General features: G+C 44.7%; 23 protein-coding genes and 1 pseudogene. 20 read left to right on the plus strand and 4 right to left on the minus strand.

The window, feature by feature from the left end:
• Positions 1–60: 60 nt before the first annotated feature.
• From MOB98_RS13760 to MOB98_RS13785, 6 genes and pseudogenes are all read left to right on the plus strand, one after another.
• Positions 61–1,113 (plus strand): AI-2E family transporter, encoded by a 1,053-nt coding sequence (locus MOB98_RS13760; RefSeq protein WP_268359163.1) that lies wholly within the window; start codon positions 61–63, stop codon positions 1,111–1,113.
• A 21-nt stretch (positions 1,114–1,134) separates the two neighbouring features.
• Positions 1,135–1,281 (plus strand): annotated as a pseudogene (locus tag MOB98_RS13765) (cation:dicarboxylate symporter family transporter); the annotation flags it as partial.
• 114 nt (positions 1,282–1,395) lie between these two features.
• Positions 1,396–2,322 (plus strand): ABC transporter ATP-binding protein, encoded by a 927-nt coding sequence (locus MOB98_RS13770; RefSeq protein ID WP_268359161.1) that lies wholly within the window; start codon positions 1,396–1,398, stop codon positions 2,320–2,322.
• Positions 2,315–3,082 carry an ABC transporter permease gene (locus MOB98_RS13775; RefSeq protein WP_268359160.1) on the plus strand — a complete coding sequence of 256 codons (768 nt, stop codon included), beginning with the start codon at positions 2,315–2,317 and terminating at the stop codon, positions 3,080–3,082. The genes MOB98_RS13770 and MOB98_RS13775 overlap by 8 nt, the downstream gene beginning before the upstream one ends.
• Positions 3,083–3,176: 94 nt before the next feature.
• Complete coding sequence (locus MOB98_RS13780; protein WP_268359159.1) at positions 3,177–3,512, plus strand: hypothetical protein; 336 nt, start codon at positions 3,177–3,179, stop codon at positions 3,510–3,512.
• 128 nt (positions 3,513–3,640) lie between these two features.
• Positions 3,641–4,786 (plus strand): acyl-CoA dehydrogenase family protein, encoded by a 1,146-nt coding sequence (locus tag MOB98_RS13785; protein WP_268359158.1) that lies wholly within the window; start codon positions 3,641–3,643, stop codon positions 4,784–4,786.
• Between the two features lie 24 nt (positions 4,787–4,810).
• On the opposite strand, the gene fbpB is transcribed toward MOB98_RS13785, so the two are convergent.
• Both fbpB and MOB98_RS13795 read right to left on the minus strand, forming a co-directional pair.
• On the minus strand, positions 4,811–4,990 hold the full coding sequence (fbpB, locus tag MOB98_RS13790; protein WP_010886410.1) for a Fur-regulated basic protein FbpB: 180 nt from the start codon (positions 4,988–4,990) through the stop codon (positions 4,811–4,813).
• A complete protein-coding gene (locus tag MOB98_RS13795; protein ID WP_003225157.1) occupies positions 4,944–5,108 on the minus strand; it encodes a Fur-regulated basic protein FbpA in 165 nt (54 codons plus the stop codon). Before MOB98_RS13795 ends, fbpB begins: the two co-directional genes overlap by 47 nt.
• 248 nt (positions 5,109–5,356) lie before the next feature.
• Here MOB98_RS13795 and MOB98_RS13800 point away from each other — a divergent pair, with 248 nt between their 5' ends.
• The gene (locus MOB98_RS13800; protein WP_268359157.1) at positions 5,357–6,229 is read left to right on the plus strand and encodes a cation diffusion facilitator family transporter; all 873 of its coding nucleotides are present in this window, start codon (positions 5,357–5,359) and stop codon (positions 6,227–6,229) included.
• 14 nt (positions 6,230–6,243) lie between these two features.
• Here the strand turns inward: MOB98_RS13800 and MOB98_RS13805 are convergent, their stop codons facing one another.
• A complete protein-coding gene (locus MOB98_RS13805) occupies positions 6,244–6,564 on the minus strand; it encodes a thioredoxin family protein (RefSeq protein WP_003225161.1) in 321 nt (106 codons plus the stop codon).
• 153 nt (positions 6,565–6,717) lie between these two features.
• Between MOB98_RS13805 and MOB98_RS13810 the strand changes: the two genes are divergently transcribed.
• The 5 genes from MOB98_RS13810 to MOB98_RS13830 all read left to right on the plus strand — a co-directional run bounded on the left by MOB98_RS13810 (position 6,718) and on the right by MOB98_RS13830 (position 13,257).
• Positions 6,718–7,803: a D-alanine--D-alanine ligase gene (locus MOB98_RS13810; protein ID WP_268359155.1), complete on the plus strand. Its 1,086-nt coding sequence runs from the start codon at positions 6,718–6,720 to the stop codon at positions 7,801–7,803.
• A 71-nt stretch (positions 7,804–7,874) separates the two neighbouring features.
• Positions 7,875–9,248, plus strand: coding sequence for a UDP-N-acetylmuramoyl-tripeptide--D-alanyl-D-alanine ligase (locus tag MOB98_RS13815; protein WP_268359152.1), 1,374 nt, complete (start codon positions 7,875–7,877; stop codon positions 9,246–9,248).
• A gap of 402 nt (positions 9,249–9,650) precedes the next feature.
• A complete protein-coding gene (cshA, locus tag MOB98_RS13820; protein WP_268359150.1) occupies positions 9,651–11,135 on the plus strand; it encodes a degradosome RNA helicase CshA in 1,485 nt (494 codons plus the stop codon).
• Between the two features lie 171 nt (positions 11,136–11,306).
• Complete coding sequence (locus MOB98_RS13825) at positions 11,307–11,786, plus strand: PH domain-containing protein (RefSeq protein WP_268359146.1); 480 nt, start codon at positions 11,307–11,309, stop codon at positions 11,784–11,786.
• Complete coding sequence (locus tag MOB98_RS13830) at positions 11,776–13,257, plus strand: PH domain-containing protein (RefSeq protein ID WP_268359144.1); 1,482 nt, start codon at positions 11,776–11,778, stop codon at positions 13,255–13,257. Before MOB98_RS13825 ends, MOB98_RS13830 begins: the two co-directional genes overlap by 11 nt.
• Here MOB98_RS13830 and MOB98_RS13835 read toward each other — a convergent pair.
• Positions 13,254–13,853 (minus strand): rhomboid family intramembrane serine protease, encoded by a 600-nt coding sequence (locus MOB98_RS13835; protein ID WP_268359142.1) that lies wholly within the window; start codon positions 13,851–13,853, stop codon positions 13,254–13,256. The two genes, MOB98_RS13830 and MOB98_RS13835, sit on opposite strands and share 4 nt — an antisense overlap.
• Before the next feature lie 91 nt (positions 13,854–13,944).
• Between MOB98_RS13835 and acpS the strand changes: the two genes are divergently transcribed.
• The 8 genes from acpS to rsbT all read left to right on the plus strand — a co-directional run bounded on the left by acpS (position 13,945) and on the right by rsbT (position 19,244).
• A complete protein-coding gene (gene acpS / locus MOB98_RS13840) occupies positions 13,945–14,310 on the plus strand; it encodes a holo-ACP synthase (protein WP_268359140.1) in 366 nt (121 codons plus the stop codon).
• Positions 14,311–14,473: 163 nt separating this feature from the next.
• A complete protein-coding gene (locus tag MOB98_RS13845) occupies positions 14,474–15,490 on the plus strand; it encodes a LolA family protein (RefSeq protein ID WP_080010740.1) in 1,017 nt (338 codons plus the stop codon).
• 115 nt (positions 15,491–15,605) lie between these two features.
• Entirely contained in the window at positions 15,606–16,775 is a 1,170-nt protein-coding gene (gene alr, locus MOB98_RS13850) for an alanine racemase (RefSeq protein WP_268359137.1), read from the plus strand.
• Between the two features lie 116 nt (positions 16,776–16,891).
• Positions 16,892–17,173 carry a type II toxin-antitoxin system antitoxin EndoAI gene (gene endB, locus MOB98_RS13855; RefSeq protein WP_003225183.1) on the plus strand — a complete coding sequence of 94 codons (282 nt, stop codon included), beginning with the start codon at positions 16,892–16,894 and terminating at the stop codon, positions 17,171–17,173.
• Between the two features lie 4 nt (positions 17,174–17,177).
• Positions 17,178–17,528, plus strand: coding sequence for a type II toxin-antitoxin system endoribonuclease NdoA (gene ndoA / locus MOB98_RS13860; RefSeq protein WP_003156187.1), 351 nt, complete (start codon positions 17,178–17,180; stop codon positions 17,526–17,528).
• A 116-nt stretch (positions 17,529–17,644) separates the two neighbouring features.
• Positions 17,645–18,469: an RsbT co-antagonist protein RsbRA gene (rsbRA, locus tag MOB98_RS13865; protein WP_080314625.1), complete on the plus strand. Its 825-nt coding sequence runs from the start codon at positions 17,645–17,647 to the stop codon at positions 18,467–18,469.
• 4 nt (positions 18,470–18,473) lie between these two features.
• A complete protein-coding gene (gene rsbS / locus MOB98_RS13870) occupies positions 18,474–18,839 on the plus strand; it encodes an RsbT antagonist protein RsbS (protein WP_003225190.1) in 366 nt (121 codons plus the stop codon).
• Between the two features lie 3 nt (positions 18,840–18,842).
• The gene (rsbT, locus tag MOB98_RS13875) at positions 18,843–19,244 is read left to right on the plus strand and encodes a serine/threonine-protein kinase RsbT (RefSeq protein ID WP_003225192.1); all 402 of its coding nucleotides are present in this window, start codon (positions 18,843–18,845) and stop codon (positions 19,242–19,244) included.
• Positions 19,245–19,255 lie beyond the last annotated feature (11 nt).

The following is a 19,255-nucleotide window of genomic DNA, read 5'->3' on the forward strand; positions in this document are numbered from 1 at the left end:
ATAATTTACAAATGGATACTATATTGAATGAAGGACGTTTGTCCTAACAGGAGTGTATAAATGGCCGCTTTAGTTAAATTTTTTCAGCACCCGGGAGTAAGGCGTTTCTCCGTCTTTGTCGTGTTAACTGGTGTGTTATATCTATTTAAGAGCATGATCAATTTAATATTGCTTACCTTCATTTTCACGTTTCTAATGGATCGTTTGGAGCTTGTCGTACGGCAGTTTGTAAGCCGGTTCTTCCGCGTGAGCCAGCGGGTTGTCATTACGTTTCTGTACATGTTGCTGGCTGTGCTGCTTACAGTCGGGGGATTTGTATTTTATCCGGTCGTCGCGGCACAGATTCAGCAGCTGGTTAAGCAGATTAAACATATTGCGTATCACCCGGACAGTATCCCTTTCTTTGATGAAATCACAAGTGTTTTCGGAGATATTAACATCAGCTCATATGTCAAAGAAGGCTTCAATGTCGTGTATACGTATTTGGCCGATATTAGCACATTCGGCTTGCAGGTCGTGATGGCGCTCATTCTCAGCATGTTTTTCTTATTTGAGAAAAAACGGCTGTCTGAATTCATGGCGAAATTTAAAACGAGCAAGCTGAGAGTCTTTTACGAGGAAATTGCTTTTTTCGGAAGCAAATTTGCAAGAACGTTCGGCAAGGTGCTTGAGGCTCAATTTATCATTGCGCTCGTCAACTGTATTCTGACATTTATCGCGCTTTGGATTATGCATTTCCCGCAGCTGTTTGGGCTTTCGATTATGGTGTTCTTCCTCGGATTAATTCCTGTAGCTGGTGTCGTCATTTCTCTGATCCCGCTCAGTATTATCGCTTACAGCACTGGCGGCGGAATGTATGTCCTCTACATTGTGCTTGTCATATTCGCCATTCATGCGATCGAAACCTATTTCTTAAATCCGAAGCTAATGTCTGCAAAAACAGAGCTGCCAATCTTTTTCACCTTCACAGTACTCATTTTCTCTGAACACTTTTTCGGCATTTGGGGTCTAATTATCGGGATTCCGATCTTTGTGTTTCTCCTTGATATTCTTGATGTCACCAACAAGGAAGATAGGTCTAAAGAACCTCGAGAGAAAAGTGATAACAAGTAGTTTGCAAAATCGATAAGGAGTGTGCTTCTATCTGGCGGCCTTCCTGTCGAGGGAATCGGATGAATACTCGGCATTGACCGCCTGCTTGATATGCTCCGTACAGTGGTCAACACAACAGGGGACGCGGCCTGCGCTGTCATCATTAACCGAAAAGAACAAACAGCCTGAGTAAGCGCGGCTCTATCGGTTTAACCAAACATTTGGAAGCAACAAATGCTATAATACAAACAGTGCCTGCTTTGGGGCACTGTTTATTTTTTGTCGAAAAAGGAGGAAGGCTTTATGGCTGAGCCGATTTTACATATTGAAGGCCTCGATAAAAAGATTGGGTCGAAACAGATACTAAAACAGATCAGCATGGAGGTCATGGAGGGGGAAATCATCGGCCTGCTCGGTCCGAATGGCTCCGGAAAAACAACACTCATCCGCATCATCGTCGGGCTGTTAAAACAAAACAGCGGAAGCGTGACAATCAGCGGGTTCCAGCATGATACAGAGTTTGAAAAAGCAATGGAAGCTGTTGGAGCGATCGTCGAAAATCCCGAGTTCTATCCGTACCTGACAGGCTGGGAAAACCTCAAGCACTTTGCGAATATGCACAAAAAAATAACAGATGAACGGCTTGATGAAGTGGTGGAACGTGTCGGGCTGACGTCAGCGATTCATGATAAAGTAAAAACCTATTCCCTCGGTATGCGCCAGCGGCTTGGCATTGCACAGGCAATTCTTCACCGGCCGAAGCTTCTTATTCTAGATGAACCGACAAACGGTCTCGATCCTGCGGGCATGAAGGATTTTCGCGACCATATCAAGGAGCTCGCGGAAATAGAAGGAACAGCAGTCCTGTTCGCGACTCATTTGTTGCGCGAGGTTGAAGATTTGTGCAGCCGCGTCATCATCATTCAAAAAGGTGAAATCAAAGCGGAAGTCAGCTTACATGGCACAGGCCAAAAAACTGAAAAAGCCATCATTGAAGCGCAGCCGGAAGAAAAAGCGCTCAATTGGCTGAAAGGCAATCATTATCAAGCTGAGCGGCAGGGCGGAGCGATAGTTGTTGAAGTGGCAAAAGAAAACATTCCGGAGCTGAACCGCTCACTTGTCGGACAAGACCTGAATGTCTTTTCCATTACGCCTTACACGCAATCACTGGAGGACGAATTCATCAAAGCGACAACTGCACATCAAGAGGAGGGAGAAGAGCTTGTCTAAATTAATTTGGAATGAACATATGAAACTTTTTAATCGGAAGGTCACATTGGTTTCTCTTATCCTGATGGCGGTCTTTCAATTTTTCATGGCTTTGATTATTAAACGGATTGTCATCAGTGCAGGAACGGATGAAAACTTCATCGGCTATTTATCGTATACACCGAGCCTGAATATTCTGCTGCAGGCTTTAACGATCGTGATTGCAGCGACAATTGTTTCGATGGAATTTGATAAAAAGACGATCAAATTTCTGCTCATTCGCCCAGTTAAACGCCAAAAGGTCTTTTGGTCAAAATTAATCACAGTCGTGATGGTCAGCTTTTATCTGTATCTGGCATATTACATTTTGGCATTGTTATTCGGTCTCGTCTTTTTTGGCACATCGGTGACCGCGGAATCAAAGACATTGCTGATCAACACCTTGGCGCTGATCGGGTCAAACTGGCTTGAAGCCGTCATGATGGGATTATTCGGGCTGCTTTGTTCTTCGCTGTTCCGCAATAGTGCGGTAGCGGTCGTCGTTTCGTTTGTTGTGTTATATGGAGCGAGTACACTTGTCCAGCTTATGAAGCTATTTGAAAACAAATGGGGCAGCTTTTTGCTTTTTGCGAACACCGACTTTACCCAATACAGAAGCGGAGAGACAGCGCTGTTTTCAGGCATGACGCCATTGTTTTCAATTGGGATTATCCTCATACATGCCATTTTCTTCATCGCCGTCGGCTGGTGGTGCTTCTGTAAACGGGATGTACGGGTATAAAGGCAAGGAATGACATTTTTGTGAAAAAGCTCACGTGAATCAATATCTTTTGATATTTTGGTTTATACTAAAGGTACTGACGGAGGTGTCTCGATTGAGGAACTTTATTACCGCTTTACCGATCGTATTGCTGCTTGGATTCTCATTTGTGTCATTCATGTTTCAGTTTGAACATCTTGTGTATTTCAGGCTCGCGCTTGGGTTGTTCTCTCTCGTGGGGCTGTACATGATATATAAAATAAAGACGGGCATCCGTTATTTTATCATCTATCTGTATGCCAGCTGGATTGTGCTGGCAGCAGTGACCGCTTTTGAAGAGCCGATTTTCTCAAGCTTTTTCTTTGGCGGCCTGGTGATGACAATGGGTTACCTGACATATATGCTGATTTATCTCGGCATGAAACAAGACCGGGATGCTAATCCTGTGTAAACACGCTGTTCCTTGGGGAACGGCGTGTTTTTCTATACCGGACAAAAGGTTAACAGTTGCGGAATGATGGCAGGAAATCTATAATACATATTAAATTTATCGGAATTAAAACCTTGGGGGGCTGCCGGATGTCATTATTTATACAAAACGATCAACAGCGGCAATGGATGGAGAAAATCGGACGGATTGCAGATGAATTTCAGCAAACAGCCGCTGAAGATGACGAGCAGGGACGTTTTCCTGCCGAAAAAATACAAAAACTGCGTGATGCCGGGTATACAGCATTAACATTGCCGGCATCTTTTGGGGGAGAAGGCATTTCTGTTTACGATATGCTCTTGTTTCAAGAGCGGCTGGCGCGGGGAGATGCTCCTACAGCACTGAGCATCGGCTGGCATTTGAGCGTAATCGGAGAGCTCGGAGAAGGCAACAGCTGGGATAAAGACGTGTTTGCCTTTATTGCAAAGGAAGTCCAAAACGGAGCCGTCATCAACAGGGCTGCGACAGAAGCGCAAACCGGAAGCCCGACAAGAGGAGGGCGTCCCGGTACAAACGCCGTCAAAAAAGATGGCAAATGGGCAGTGAACGGAAGAAAAACCTTTACGACAATGTCGCAGGCACTGGATTATTTTTTAGTGACAGCGTGGATTGAAGACAAACAAACAACAGGTGTGTTTCTCATTCATAAAGATGATCCCGGTTTGTCGATTGAAGAAACGTGGAATATGATGGCGATGCGGGCGACTGGAAGCCATGACCTTGTACTGAATGAGGTAATGCTTGAGAAGGATAAACTGGTGGAATTGCTTCAAGGGCCTCGGGGAGCTAAGCCGAATGGCTGGCTGCTTCACATTCCGGCGATTTATCTTGGCATTGCTCAAGCTGCACGGGATTATGCGGTGCAATTTGCGTTTGAGTATTCTCCAAACAGCTTGAAGGGACCGATTAAGGATGTCCCAGCCGTACAGCAACGAACAGGCGAAATGGAGCTCGAACTGCTCAACGCCAGACATTTTCTTTTCCATATCGCTCAATTGTACGACGATCCGGAGCGCCGTCCTTACTTGAGAAGCGAGCTTGGTGCGGCGAAACATATCGTCACAAATGCTGCGCTGTCTGTTGTGGATAAAGCGATGAGAGTTGTCGGGGCTAAAAGCCTTGAACGAACCAACCCGCTTCAGCGCTATTATCGTGATGTGCGTGCCGGTCTCCACAACCCGCCGATGGATGACGCCGTGATACACAAGCTGGCCGCAGAAGCGTTTGAGTCATGAAAAAAAGAGCCTTTTCGGCTCTTTTTATGTATTGTTTTGCTCTTGAAGATTTTTTTGATGCTTGCGGTCGATCCTGTCATAAATGACGTTCATCAGCTTTGGATTGCCCATAATCGCCTCTTTGTTTTCCTGGATTAGCTGCTGGTAGGTTTTCACTTTACGCTTCGGCATGCTCCGGCGCCCTCCTGACATGTTTGTATTCACTTTCTAACTCTGTCAGCGACAATTCATACAAATGACGCTTTGACTTTTTGTATATACCATTCTGTATTAACAGATGAATGAGCTGTTTTTTCCTGATTTCTGCAGACTGAGGTGTCATTGTGTCACCAACCTCCAATCAAACGATATTGATAATCATTATCAATTAAGCTCAGTATACAATGTCCGCAAAAGCCTGTAAAGGTGAAAACAGTCCTATTCTTTCATAAAAATGCAAATATTCAACAGATCGACAAAAAGTTTCCCGGGCAATAATTTGCTGTCGAAATGTCCCTTTCCTTGAAAGCTGCCGCTGCTATTTTTCATGTTTTGAACCATACTATGTAATAGAATGGAGGCTGGTATTCGATGGAGCGGACAGAAAATCTGAAAAAGGGAGAAAAAGGGGCGCTCCTTAATATTCTGGCATATGTCATCCTTGCTGTTGTAAAGCTTGCCATTGGGATTCTCTATCATTCCGAAGCGCTGAGGGCAGACGGGTTAAATAATGGAACAGATATTGTTGCGTCAGTAGCAGTGCTGATTGGATTGCGCATCTCGCAAAGGCCGGCAGACAGCGATCATCCATATGGCCATTATCGGGCTGAAACAATTTCGTCTCTTGTTGCGTCTTTTATTATGATGGTTGTTGGCATTGAAGTGTTAATCGGCGGAGGAGAAGCGATTGCGGGCGGAACAACGGAAACGCCAAGTCTTATCGCCGCATGGACGGCGTTAGGCAGTGCTGTGTTTATGTATGGCATCTATTTATATAACAAAAGGCTGGCGGCATCCATTAAAAGCTCTGCCCTGATGGCAGCGGCAAAGGACAGCAGATCAGACGCTTTTGTAAGTGCCGGGGCATTTATCGGTGTAATGTCATCCCAGCTGCAGCTGCCGTGGATCGATCCGGTAACGGCTTTTATCATCGGCATCATCATTTGCAAGACGGCTTGGGATATCTTTAAAGATGCTTCACATTCGTTAACAGACGGCTTTCACTTAAAAGATCTTGATCCTTACAAACAGACCGTCGGCAGGATCGAAAGTGTACATCGTCTAAAGGATGTAAAAGCGAGGTATTTAGGCAGCACAGTTCATATCGAGATGGTCATTACGGTTGACCCAAAGCTTACAGTAGAAGAAGGCCATGGAGTGGCGGATGAAGTCGAAGACAAAATAAAACATGAACACGATGTCACTCATGTTCATGTTCATGTAGAGCCCGACGACAAAAAATAAGGCTGTCTAACGAATTAGCTTATATGTTCAGACAAAAATTCAGTCACTTCTTCAGGCGTTTTGGCATTGGCGCTATGAAGGTGAGCTGTTTTTTCACCGTTTTTGAAGATAAGCAAGCTAGGAATACCCATTACTTGGTATTTTTCAGCGAGTTCAGGAAGCTCGTCCTTATTCAGCTCATACCAGTCATTTTGATTGTACTCTTCCAGAATATCGCCAATGAACATATTCATGCGTGTGCAGTCTGGGCACCAATCAGCATAAAACTTTACAATAATTTCTTTATCTGATTGAATCAGTTCGTTAAATTGTTCGTTTGTTGTGATTTTTTTCATATGTCACATCTCCTTTTCAATGCCATTTTAATATAAAATAAAAAGGAATTACATACAAATGCATTCCACATCAGCATGCCCAAAAATAATTAGATCATTTTCTTGTGAAAGTGATAAGATAGTAAAGATGAATTGTAGTGGGGGGAGTATCCATTGAAAACAAGTCTAGGATTAGTGTACGGAGGAAAGTCGGCAGAACATAATGTTTCACTGCAGACCGCTCTGGCTGTAATCAAAGCGCTAAACACTGAGAAGTTTGATATACATCCGATTTATATAACTGAAAAAGGCGAATGGGTAAGAGGCGCCCGTTTAACTGAGCCTGTGTCCAACGTAAAAATGCTTCAATTTGAACAGGGAGGCACTGCTTTTTCTCCAGCTGCCTTGAATCAGGAGATGTTTCCGCAGGAAGTTTCACAGCAAAATGAAGCCATCGACGTCGTATTCCCGCTCCTCCACGGACCGAACGGAGAAGACGGTACGATCCAAGGAATGCTCGAACTTTTGAATATTCCTTATGTCGGCAACGGTGTGCTTGCTTCCTCAGCAGGCATGGATAAAGTCATCATGAAACATTTATTCGCGCAAGCCGGACTTGCTCAGGCTAAATACGCGGCTTTCCTTAAGAAAGATTGGACTCGTTCTCCGGAAGAAAGCTGTCAGCAGGTCGAACAGGAATTAGGCTATCCTTGCTTCGTGAAACCGGCAAATCTTGGATCTAGTGTCGGAATCAGCAAATGCCGTAACCGTGAAGAATTGCAAAAAGCGTTTGAGCTTGCATTCCAATATGACCGTAAAGTCGTCGTTGAAGAAGGAATTAACGGCCGCGAAATCGAAATCGGCGTTCTCGGAAATGACGATCCTAAATGCTCTGTTGTGGGAGAGATCGCACCGAAGACTGATTTCTACGATTACAAAGCGAAATATGAGGACGGAGACACTGATCTGATGATCCCGGCGATTGTGTCCGATGAGGAATATGCAACAATCAGTGATATGGCGATTAAGGCATTTAAAGCGATCGATGGTTCAGGACTCGTCAGAGCAGACTTTTTCCTGACAGCTGACGGCGAAGTTCTAATCAATGAAGTCAACACAATGCCTGGCTTCACACCTTTCAGCATGTTCCCGCTGCTCTGGAAAGAGGCCGGTGTGGAATACGCTGACCTGATTGAACAGCTTGTGGAGCTTGCAAAAGAACGCCATGCTGAGAAACAATTAATTAAGCATACATTCTAATGAAGATGGACACTGCCGGTTAGAGGGCAGTGTCTTTTCCCGTATATACAAAAGAAAGAGAGGGACCTCACTTGATTAAGCGAACAGTAAAGAACATTGCCGAGATGGTCAAAGGCACACTGACAAATCCGCAACATGAACAAACCGTGATTCATGGAGTGTCAACAGATACAAGAAAACTGGAACAAGATCAGCTTTTTATTCCGCTGAAAGGGGAACATTTTAACGGCCACACTTTTGTGCCGCAGGCATTTGAAGCCGGTGTAGCGGCCGTTTTGTGGGATCGGTCAGAACCAAATCCGCCCGAGAATCAAGCCGTCATCTTAGTGGACGACACCCTTTCCGCACTTCAGAAGCTTGCAAAAGCCTATTTGCGGGAGCTTGGCACGCGAGTTATCGGGGTAACCGGAAGCAATGGCAAAACGACAACGAAAGATATGATTCACGCCGTCCTGGGCACGCGATACCGTGTCCACAAAACAGGAGGAAACTTCAATAATCACATCGGCCTGCCGCTGACGGTTTTAGCCATGCCTGAAGACACGGAGATCGCTGTATTAGAAATGGGCATGAGCGCCAAAGGAGAAATTGACCTCCTGAGCCGCTTGGCAAACCCGGAAGTGGCTGTGATTACGAATATCGGCGAATCCCATATGCAAGAACTTGGCTCAAGAGAGGGCATCGCGGAAGCCAAGCTCGAAATCATTAACGGCCTTAAAGAAGACGGAGTGCTGATTTATATCGGGGACGAACCGCTTCTTCAAAATGAATACAGCTGCCAAACAAAAACATACGGAACGGGATCACAAAATGATTATCAGCTTCAGGATGTCAGCCAGAGTGAAGCAGGAACCCATTTTACAATCAAAGGGATGGAAAAAACGTTTTTTATTCCGATACTCGGCAAGCACAATGTCATGAACGCCATGGCTGCGGTTGCCGCGGGGGTTTATTTCGGCATCACTCCAGACGATGTCGCTAAAGGACTGAGCGGGCTTAAGGTAACCGGGATGAGACTTGAACTCATCAAAACAGACAGCGGCATTTCAATTATCAATGACGCTTATAATGCGAGTCCGACTTCCATGAAGGCTGCGATACAATTGACAGAAAGCCTTGAAGGCTACGGAAAAAAAATGCTCGTACTCGGCGACATGCTTGAACTTGGCGATCTTGAAGAAACGTTCCATAAAGAGTGCGGCGCTGTGATCAGCCCTGAGAAAATCGACCGCGTCTTTACGTACGGAAAACTGGGCGCTTTTATTGCGGAAGGCGCACGGAAACACTTTGAGAAAGAACGCGTCAGCCACTTCACAGAGAAAAAAGATCTCCTCCAAGCTGTGAAGGAACACGCATCAAAAGGAGATTTGATTTTATTCAAAGCGTCCAGAGGTATGAAGCTTGAGGAAATCGTTAAAGATTTAATAGAGAGCCCGCTCTCTTAAGAAAAAAATCTTGCGGAAAAAATGCATATTGCATCATAAAATAACATGATGTGCAAACAATAATGTATGCCGGCCGGAAATAATGTATGTCTGGCCGGCTGCGGCTATGATACAATAAATACAGGTTATTTCGCGATACGAACATATTCGTCCGGACTCTTATCCGCTGACCCGAAGTTCTCTACCTGATACATGGGAGCAGATGGAGAAGCAGCCAGCATATTCGAGATGCCGTTCTGCTTCTCATCTTATTGAAAAACGAATAGTGTAATGGTAAGATAAAACTTAAAGTAATTCGGGCTTTGTATACGGATGGATCCTGTCCTTTTTGTTAAAAGGGCAGTTTTATAAGTGGTAAATCACGACATTACTGAAACAGCAATTAGAAGGAGTTTGAATAATTTGACTATAACGTTTCAAGATTTTAATTTAAGTTCTGATCTCATGAAAGCAATTAATCGTATGGGATTTGAAGAAGCAACACCGATTCAGGCACAAACGATACCGCTCGGACTTTCAAATAAAGACGTCATTGGACAAGCGCAAACAGGTACAGGTAAAACAGCTGCGTTTGGTATACCCCTTGTTGAAAAAATTAACCCCGAGTCTCCTAATATTCAAGCAATCGTAATCGCGCCAACCCGTGAATTAGCCATTCAAGTATCTGAAGAATTATATAAAATTGGACAAGATAAGCGTGCGAAAGTTCTTCCTATTTACGGCGGACAGGATATTGGACGGCAAATCCGGGCGTTAAAGAAGAATCCGAATATCATTGTCGGAACGCCTGGACGTCTTCTTGACCACATCAACCGCCGCACAATTCGTTTAAACAACGTAAATACTGTTGTAATGGATGAAGCGGATGAAATGCTGAACATGGGATTCATTGACGACATTGAATCTATCCTTTCAAACGTGCCGAGCGAGCACCAGACACTTCTGTTCTCTGCTACAATGCCTGCGCCGATCAAACGCATTGCAGAGCGCTTTATGACTGAGCCGGAACACGTAAAAGTAAAAGCAAAAGAAATGACGGTTTCCAACATTCAGCAGTTCTATTTAGAAGTGCAAGAGCGCAAAAAATTTGATACACTCACTCGTCTTCTTGACATTCAGTCTCCTGAGCTTGCGATCGTATTCGGACGTACAAAACGCCGTGTCGATGAGCTGACTGAAGCCCTGAACCTTCGCGGATATGCGGCTGAAGGAATTCACGGTGACTTAACGCAGGCGAAACGTATGGTTGCGCTTCGCAAATTTAAAGAAGGTGCAATCGAAGTTCTTGTCGCAACTGATGTTGCCGCTCGCGGACTTGATATCTCAGGTGTTACTCATGTGTACAACTTCGACGTGCCTCAAGATCCTGAAAGCTACGTTCACCGTATCGGAAGAACAGGCCGTGCAGGAAAAACAGGTATGGCGATGACGTTCATTACACCGCGTGAGAAAAGCATGCTTCGCGCAATTGAACAAACCACAAAACGCAAAATGGACCGCATGAAGGAGCCTACACTTGATGAAGCGTTAGAAGGCCAGCAGCAGGTTACGGTTGAACGTCTTCGTACGGCAATCAGTGAAAACAACCTGAATTTCTACATGACAGCGGCTGCTGAGCTGCTTGAAGATCATGATGCAGTAACAGTAGTTGCAGCTGCTATCAAAATGTCTACAAAAGAGCCGGACAACACACCGGTTCGCTTAACAGACGAAGCGCCGATGATCAGCAAACGCTACAAAAACCAGCGCTCTTCTAAACGCAGAGACGGACAAGGCGGCGGCTATCGCGGCGGAAAAGGGAAAAGCAACAACCGTTCTTCCTACGACAAAAAGCGTTCAAACGATCGCCGTTCTTCAGGTGACAGACGCCAGAAAAAATCTTACTAATACTATCAATGAAAAGCTCAAAACATAACGTTTTGGGCTTTTTTATGTTCGCGATTTGTGATTCAGCAAACTTTCAGCTGACGGTAGCCGTTTTTCTATGTATGCTAAAGAATGAAACCTTTCTGTGAAAGAGACGTATAAGTAACGACGAAAAAACGGGAGGTAGGTATTTTGAGAGAGCAGCCAAAAAACCAAATCAGTCCGGACGGATTAAAGGTTTGGCGACTTCAAGAGATCATCACATCCGCTGTCTGCTTGCTTATTGTCATAGCAGTTGCAGTGTTAAGCTATTATTTTCATTGGCCGTACTGGATCAGCGGCGTGCTCGGCGCGGTTTGGTTTCTGGGGTCTGTTGTGACGATCTTTCTCATTCCAAAGATCCGTCATAAAGTGTGGCGCTATGAGGTTCATGAACATGAAATAGATATTCAATCAGGTATTTTTGTGGTAACGCGTGTAATTGTTCCAATGGTCAGGGTTCAGCACGTAGATACGTCACAAGGACCGTTATTGAAAAAGTACAATCTGGCAACCGTCAAAATTTCCACGGCCGCAACCGTTCATTCGATTCCCGCTTTAGCAATGGAGGAAGCGGATCGGCTGAGAGACTCCATTTCCCGTCTGGCAAGGGTGACTGACGATGATGTCTGAACCGAAACGCCTGCACCCGGCGGCAGTCATTTTGAATTTAAGCCATACCATTATTCAAACGATAAAAAATATCATTCTGCCATTCTTTTTTGTTTATATTGTGAATTCGAATCATACTGTCCGTTTTTACGGAGCCATTGCGCTCGGTGTACTGTTCATCTGGCTTGTAGCCGCAAGCATCATCGAATGGAGAAGGTTTACTTATCGGATTGAAGATGATGAATTTAGAATCGAAGAGGGCTTGTTTGTCACGAAAAAGAAATACATATCGATTGACCGGATTCAAACGATGAATACGAGCGCGGGCGTGGTCCAGCAAATTTTTAAGCTTGTGAAGCTGCAAATTGAAACGGCAGGCGGAGGCAAGGAGGCAGAAGCTGTTCTTTCTGCTATTTCTCTTGAAGAAGCTGAACGCATCAAAGAAGCTGTCTTTAAGAAAAAAGCACAAAGGCACGAAAACAAACACGATGAAGAATTGATTGAAGCGGAGCGGGAGCTGATCCCGGCTGTTGAGCACAAAGAGCACTATCGCATGACCTCGAAAGAATTACTGATGGCCGCTTCTACCTCCGGAGGAATCGGAGTGATTATCTCTGCTGTATTTGCGCTTATTTCCCAACTTGACGAAGTGCTGCCGATGGATTGGGTTTTCGATAAATTTTCCTTCCTTCAGCACGCCAGCATCGGCATTTACGCAGTACTCATTTTTTTCGGTTTATTTATCGCCTGGATTTTCAGCATCGCCGGTATGATGTTTAAATACGCGAACTTTCAAATCATGAAAAAAGAACAGGAACTGATAATTTCAAGAGGGATTATTGAAAAACATCAAGTTACGATTCCGCTCCGAAAAATACAGGCCATTAAAATAAAAGAAAACATCATCCGCCAGCTTTTCGGCTTTGTGACGGTGTCCATCGTCAGCGCGGGCGGAGGCGACCGGGAAAAAGAAGAAGGCGCTTTGACCATTCTTTTTCCGATGATTCATAAAAAAAAGCTTCCGCACATGCTCCGGACCTTTACGCCGGAATACACGCTGGAAGAAAACTGCCGCCGCCTGCCGCGGCGCGCGTTAAAACGATATTTGTTCCGTTCCGTCATTTTTTCAATCTTTTTGATCATCCCGTTATGTATCTTCTTTCAGCCATGGGGCTATCTGTCAATCATCCTGCTGCCGATTGAATTGGTCTTTGGCTACCTCGCATATAGGGATGCAGCGTGGACGATCAGCGGGGACCGTCTTCAATTGACGTCAAGATTTATCGGCAGAACAACCGCGATTGTGTTGAAAAAACGAATGCAGGTTTGCAAGTTCAGCCAATCCTATTTCCAAAAGAAAGGCAGCCTGTATACCATTTCTACTTCGGTGAAATCATCGAGCCATATGGAAGAATTAACGGTGAGGGATGTAGGTGAAGAGGATGCAGCCTTCATTTTAAACTGGTACTCATATGAAAAAGCGGACGGTTAATACCGCCGCTCTTTTTTTTGCACACATAAAAATGAAAGAATAAACCCGCCGCAAAGTCCAAACAGATGGGCCATCATGTTAATATTGGAGTTGATAAATGACATGAGAACGGCAAATGCGAGCAGGGTGAGAATCATTTTGGAATGCTCGTGACCGATCAGTTCTTTGCGAAAAAGAACCATAAACAGATACACGCCGAATAGCCCGAAAATCGCGCCGGAAGCCCCGACATGCACGTAATCAAGCGGCTCTGTAATATATGTGCCGATATTGCCGATGATGCCGGAGCCGGCGTACACAAGCAGGAAACGCGCTTTTCCCAGCATGCGTTCTAAAGCCGGGGCAAATAAAAAGATCGACATGGAATTAAACAGCAGATGGGTAAAACCGGCGTGCAGCAAAACAGGAGTGATCAACCGCCACCATTCACCGTTTGCAACGCCTAAATTATAGCCTGTGACGGCATCTCTCCATAACACCACCGAATGGACAGGAAGTGAAAAAAACAGCCAGAGGGCAGCTTGCAACGCCAATATAAAGGTGACAACGGGGTAAAGTCTGATAAACGTTTGAAAATTTTCAGTCCGTATAAACATTCCGAGCCCCTTTTCATCATTTTGGTATTTCTATAGTAACACGTTTATGAGACAAACCATTCAAATAGTACGTACGAAAGAAGGTTATCACATGATTTATGGCATTGGTTTAGACATCACCGAACTTAAACGGATTGCTGCCATGGCCGCCCGCCAGAAAAGGTTTGCTGAGCGGATTTTGACGCCAGGCGAGCTTGACCAATATCATGAGCTTTCTGAGAAAAGAAAAATTGAATTTCTCGCGGGCCGATTTGCGGCAAAAGAAGCTTTCTCCAAAGCATTTGGCACCGGTATTGGGAAACAGCTCAGTTTTCAGGACATTGAAATCAAAAAAAATCAAAATGGCAAGCCTTATATCATTTGCGCGAAGCTGAGCCAAGCCGCCGTTCACGTATCAATCACCCATACAAAGGAATACGCAGCCGCGCAGGTTGTGATTGAAAGGTTGTCAAGCTAGTCTGCATATTAGGGAAACCCCACTCATATATTTGATAATGCATTAAGGGAGACAAGTTGTTTGAGGCTTTTATGGTACGCATCCGTTCTGCCTGCCTGTACCGAGCGTACCGTTAAAGTCAAACAAGCGATTTCTTCCTTTTACATCAATTGAGAAAAAGGGGTTGAAAAAGGTGAGAAAAAGCTTTGTTTTGCTTTTAACGGGACTGCTTGCTGTCCTTATTCTTTCTGCCTGCGGGGAAAAAACGCAGCAAGATATTGTGACCGGATTAGATGAAAAGGCGAAAGAATACACCTCGTACAAAGCAAAAGCGAAAATGACCATCGAGACAGGGAGTGAGCCTCAAGTATACAATGTGGAAATCTGGCACAAAAAACCGTCTCTGTACAGGGTTTATCTGGAAAATCCAAAAAAGGACCAAAACCAAGTCATTTTACGAAATGAAAACGGAGTATTTGTTCTCACGCCGTCTTTAAATAAGAGTTTCAGGTTCCAAAGCGACTGGCCGAACAACAGCAGCCAGGTGTATCTGTTTGAATCGCTCGTAAAAGATGTTCAAAACGATTCAGATGCGGTCTTCACTGCGAAAGAGAAGAAATATGTATTTGAAACAAAAACAAACTATCAGCACAACAAAATGCTGCCAACGCAAGAAATCACGTTTAACAAAAAAGATATGAGCCCGTCATCTGTCAAAGTCATGGATACTGACAGAAAAGTCATGGTGAAAGTAGAATTCAGCAGCTTCGAATTTAATAAACAATTCGACAAAGAATCATTTGACGAAAAGAAAAATATGACCCTTTCTCAAATGGATGTTGCCACAAGCGCGAAGCCATCCGATACATTCGCGGTTAAAACGCCGCTTGAACTGCCGCTTGGCGTAAAACTGCTTGAAGAGAAAGATATTTCTACCGAAGACGGGAAGCGGATCATCATGACCTACGGAGGAGAAAAATCATTTACCTTAATTCAGGAAAAAGCCCAGATCGCCAAGGCATCCTCCTCCGTTACGCTGAACGGCGAACCGGTAAATCTTGGCTACACGATCGGCGCCTTGTCAGATGCGTCATTATCATGGACATATGACGGGGTAGATTACCTTCTCTCATCTAAAGATCTATCTAAGGAAGAAATGGTGACAGTCGCAAAAAGCATGCAGGGACAATCATCTAAATAACCGCCAAAGGCCAAACATGGTTTGGCCTTTTTTTCGTCAGGCATCGTTTCCCTTTGGCCTATAATTTTAGTATGATATGTAAATGATATTGAATAAAAGCTAGGAAGTGTCATGAATGAGCACAAAACCTTTTTACAGAGATACGTGGGCGGAAATCGACTTGTCCGCGATAAAGGAAAATGTCAGCAATATGAAAAAACACATTGGCGAGCATGTCCACCTGATGGCGGTTGTGAAAGCGAATGCTTACGGGCATGGTGATGCAGAAGTAGCAAAGGCGGCGCTTGATGCAGGCGCTTCATGCTTAGCGGTAGCCATTCTGGATGAAGCGATTTCACTGCGCAAAAAGGGCTTAAAGGCGCCTATATTGGTGCTCGGCGCAGTTCCCCCAGAGTATGTGGCAATCGCTGCTGAGTATGACGTGACATTGACAGGTTATTCTGTTGAATGGCTTCAGGAGGCAGCCCGCCACATGAAAAAAGGTTCTCTTCATTTTCATCTGAAGGTCGATACGGGGATGAACAGGCTGGGTGTAAAAACAGAGGAAGAAGTTCTGAACGTGATGGCGATTCTTGACCGCAACCCCCGTTTAAAATGCAAAGGGGTATTTACCCATTTTGCGACAGCGGATGAAAAAGAAAGAGGCTATTTTTTCATGCAGTTTGAGCGCTTTAAAGAGCTGATTGCTCCGCTGCCGCTAAAGAATCTGATGGTGCACTGCGCCAACAGCGCAGCCGGCCTCCGTCTGAAAAAAGGCTTTTTCAACGCGGTCAGATTCGGCATCGGAATGTACGGGCTCCGTCCGTCAGCCGACATTACGGACGAAATACCGTTTCAGCTGTGCCCTGCATTCACCCTGCATTCGACGCTGTCTCATGTCAAACTGGTCAGAAAAGGCGAGAGCGTCAGCTACGGAGCGGAATACACAGCGGAAAAAGACACATGGATCGGAACGGTGCCTGTCGGCTACGCGGACGGCTGGCTTCGAAAGTTGAAAGGGACCGAAATTCTTGTGAAGGGAAAACGGCTGAAAATTGCCGGCCGAATCTGTATGGACCAATTTATGGTCGAGCTGGATCAGGAATATCCGCCGGGCACAAAAGTCACATTAATCGGCTCCCAGGGAGATGAACATATTTCCATGGATGAGGTCGCAGGCAGGCTCGAAACCATAAACTACGAAGTGGCTTGTACAATAAGTTCCCGCGTTCCCCGTATGTTTTTGGAAAATGGGAGTATAATGGAAGTAAGAAATCCTTTATTGCAGGAAAATGCAAGCAAATAGCTCATCTCATTATGAGAATTCATAAAACAGCTTTGCTTGAAGAGTGAATAATGGTATCATTATCACTGGATGGATAAAAGAGTCGTATCCGTAAGTTTGGTGGAGGTGTATGTTTTTTGTCTGAATCCAGCGCAAGAACCGAAATGAAAATCAGCTTGCCCGAAAACCTAGTAGCTGAATTGGATGGTGTAGCGATGCGGGAGAAACGTAGCAGAAACGAACTGATATCACAAGCAGTGAGAGCGTATGTCAGCGAACGAACAACTCGTCACAACCGTGATTTGATGAGACGCGGCTATATGGAAATGGCGAAAATCAACCTGAATATTTCTTCTGAGGCTCACTTTGCGGAGTGCGAGGCTGAAACGACAGTTGAGCGCTTAGTCAGCGGAGGATAATCATTTGATTGTGAAACGCGGCGATGTTTATTTTGCTGATTTATCTCCTGTTGTTGGCTCAGAGCAAGGCGGGGTGCGCCCGGTTTTAGTGATCCAAAATGACATCGGAAATCGCTTCAGCCCAACTGCTATTGTTGCAGCCATAACAGCACAAATACAGAAAGCGAAATTACCAACCCACGTCGAAATCGATGCAAAACGCTACGGTTTTGAAAGAGATTCCGTTATTTTGCTGGAGCAAATTCGGACGATTGACAAGCAAAGGTTAACGGATAAGATTACTCATCTGGATGATGAAATGATGGATAAGGTTGATGAAGCCTTACAAATCAGTTTGGCACTCATTGATTTTTAGACATATTTTATAGGTTGCTCAAATAGAGCAACTTTTTTTGTTTTCAAAAAACATAAACGATATAATAGTGAAATAACGAAAAAAATATGTTGTTTTTTATCGGGAGGTAAGCGAATTTGATGTCGAATCAGACTGTATACCAGTTCATTGCCGAGAATCAAAATGAACTGCTCCAACTGTGGACTGACACACTAAAAGAATTAAGCGAGCAAGAATCCTATCAGCTGACTGACCAAGTGTATGAAAATATATCTAAAGAATATATCGACATTCTGTTGCTGTCTGTTAAGGACGAAAACGCTGCTGAAAGCCAAATCAGCGAATTGGCGCTTCGAGCGGTTCAAATCGGGCTTTCTTTGAAGTTTTTGGCTACTGCGCTTGCTGAATTCTGGAAGCGTCTCTACACGAAAATGAATGATAAGAGATTGCCAGATCAAGAGAGTACGGAATTAATCTGGCAGATTGACCGCTTTTTCAGCCCGATTAATACTGAGATCTTTAACCAATACTCAATTTCGTGGGAAAAAACAGTTTCTCTGCAAAAAATCGCCCTGCAGGAGCTATCTGCGCCGCTCATACCGGTATTTGAAAATATCACCGTGATGCCGCTGGTCGGAACAATTGATACCGAACGCGCTAAACGAATTATGGAAAACCTTCTAAACGGTGTCGTCAAACATCGGTCACAAGTCGTGTTAATTGATATCACAGGTGTTCCTGTCGTTGATACGATGGTTGCCCACCATATTATTCAGGCATCTGAAGCGGTAAGGCTTGTTGGAGCGAAATGCCTGCTCGCCGGAATCCGTCCGGAAATTGCTCAAACCATCGTCAACCTTGGCATTGATTTATCCCAAGTTATTACTAAGAATACCCTGCAAAAAGGAATTCAAACAGCATTGGAAATGACGGATCGAAAAATCGTTTCATTGGGGGAATAACATTGTGAGACATCCGAAAATCCCGATCTTGAAACTGTATAATTGCTTATTAGTATCCATTCAATGGGAACTGGATGACCAAACTGCATTAACCTTTCAAGAAGACTTATTAAATAAAATATACGAAACAGGTGCTAACGGAGTCGTGATTGACCTGACATCTGTGGATATGATAGATTCATTTATCGCGAAAGTGCTGGGCGACGTCATTACAATGTCTAAGTTAATGGGGGCAAAGGTTGTCTTGACCGGCATTCAGCCCGCTGTGGCAGTGACGCTGATTGAACTCGGAATCGCTCTTGAGGAAATCGAGACTGCACTCGACTTAGAGCAGGGGCTTGAGACATTGAAGCGGGAATTGGGGGAATAGCGAATGAACGACCAATCCTGTGTAAAAATCATGACAGAATGGGATATTGTGGCCGCCAGACAACTGGGACGAAACGTTGCAAAAGAACTGGGATTCGGCACTGTAGACCAGGCTAGAATTACAACGGCTATTTCAGAATTAGCCAGGAACATTTATTTATATGCCGGCAAAGGGCAGATTGGAATTGAACAGGTCGCAGACAGAGGAAAAAAGGGCCTGAAAATCATAGCGGAAGACCAAGGGCCGGGAATTCCCGATATCCGAAAAGTCATGGAAGACGGATTTTCAACGTCTGGCGGACTTGGTGCGGGACTTCCCGGTGTCAAAAGGCTGATGGATGAATTCAGCTTAAATTCTGTAGCGGGGGAAGGAACAGAGATACAAGCCATTAAATGGCTTCGGTAGGAGGTAAGAAC

Origin of the sequence: Bacillus sp. N13C7, assembly GCF_026790065.1 — a bacterium.
Lineage (GTDB): Bacteria > Bacillota > Bacilli > Bacillales > Bacillaceae > Bacillus.

What these genes read in the sequence shown, in the direction of transcription:
- rsbT (WP_003225192.1), top strand. Translation starts at nt 18,843, where the DNA reads ATGAACGACCAATCCTGTGTAAAAATCATGACAGAATGGGATATTGTG.
- MOB98_RS13805 (WP_003225161.1), bottom strand. Translation starts at nt 6,564, where the DNA reads ATGAAAAAAATCACAACAAACGAACAATTTAACGAACTGATTCAATCA.
- MOB98_RS13830 (WP_268359144.1), top strand. Translation starts at nt 11,776, where the DNA reads ATGATGTCTGAACCGAAACGCCTGCACCCGGCGGCAGTCATTTTGAAT.
- MOB98_RS13770 (WP_268359161.1), top strand. Translation starts at nt 1,396, where the DNA reads ATGGCTGAGCCGATTTTACATATTGAAGGCCTCGATAAAAAGATTGGG.
- MOB98_RS13795 (WP_003225157.1), bottom strand. Translation starts at nt 5,108, where the DNA reads ATGACACCTCAGTCTGCAGAAATCAGGAAAAAACAGCTCATTCATCTG.
- acpS (WP_268359140.1), top strand. Translation starts at nt 13,945, where the DNA reads ATGATTTATGGCATTGGTTTAGACATCACCGAACTTAAACGGATTGCT.
- MOB98_RS13785 (WP_268359158.1), top strand. Translation starts at nt 3,641, where the DNA reads ATGTCATTATTTATACAAAACGATCAACAGCGGCAATGGATGGAGAAA.
- MOB98_RS13835 (WP_268359142.1), bottom strand. Translation starts at nt 13,853, where the DNA reads ATGTTTATACGGACTGAAAATTTTCAAACGTTTATCAGACTTTACCCC.
- alr (WP_268359137.1), top strand. Translation starts at nt 15,606, where the DNA reads ATGAGCACAAAACCTTTTTACAGAGATACGTGGGCGGAAATCGACTTG.
- MOB98_RS13800 (WP_268359157.1), top strand. Translation starts at nt 5,357, where the DNA reads ATGGAGCGGACAGAAAATCTGAAAAAGGGAGAAAAAGGGGCGCTCCTT.
- MOB98_RS13760 (WP_268359163.1), top strand. Translation starts at nt 61, where the DNA reads ATGGCCGCTTTAGTTAAATTTTTTCAGCACCCGGGAGTAAGGCGTTTC.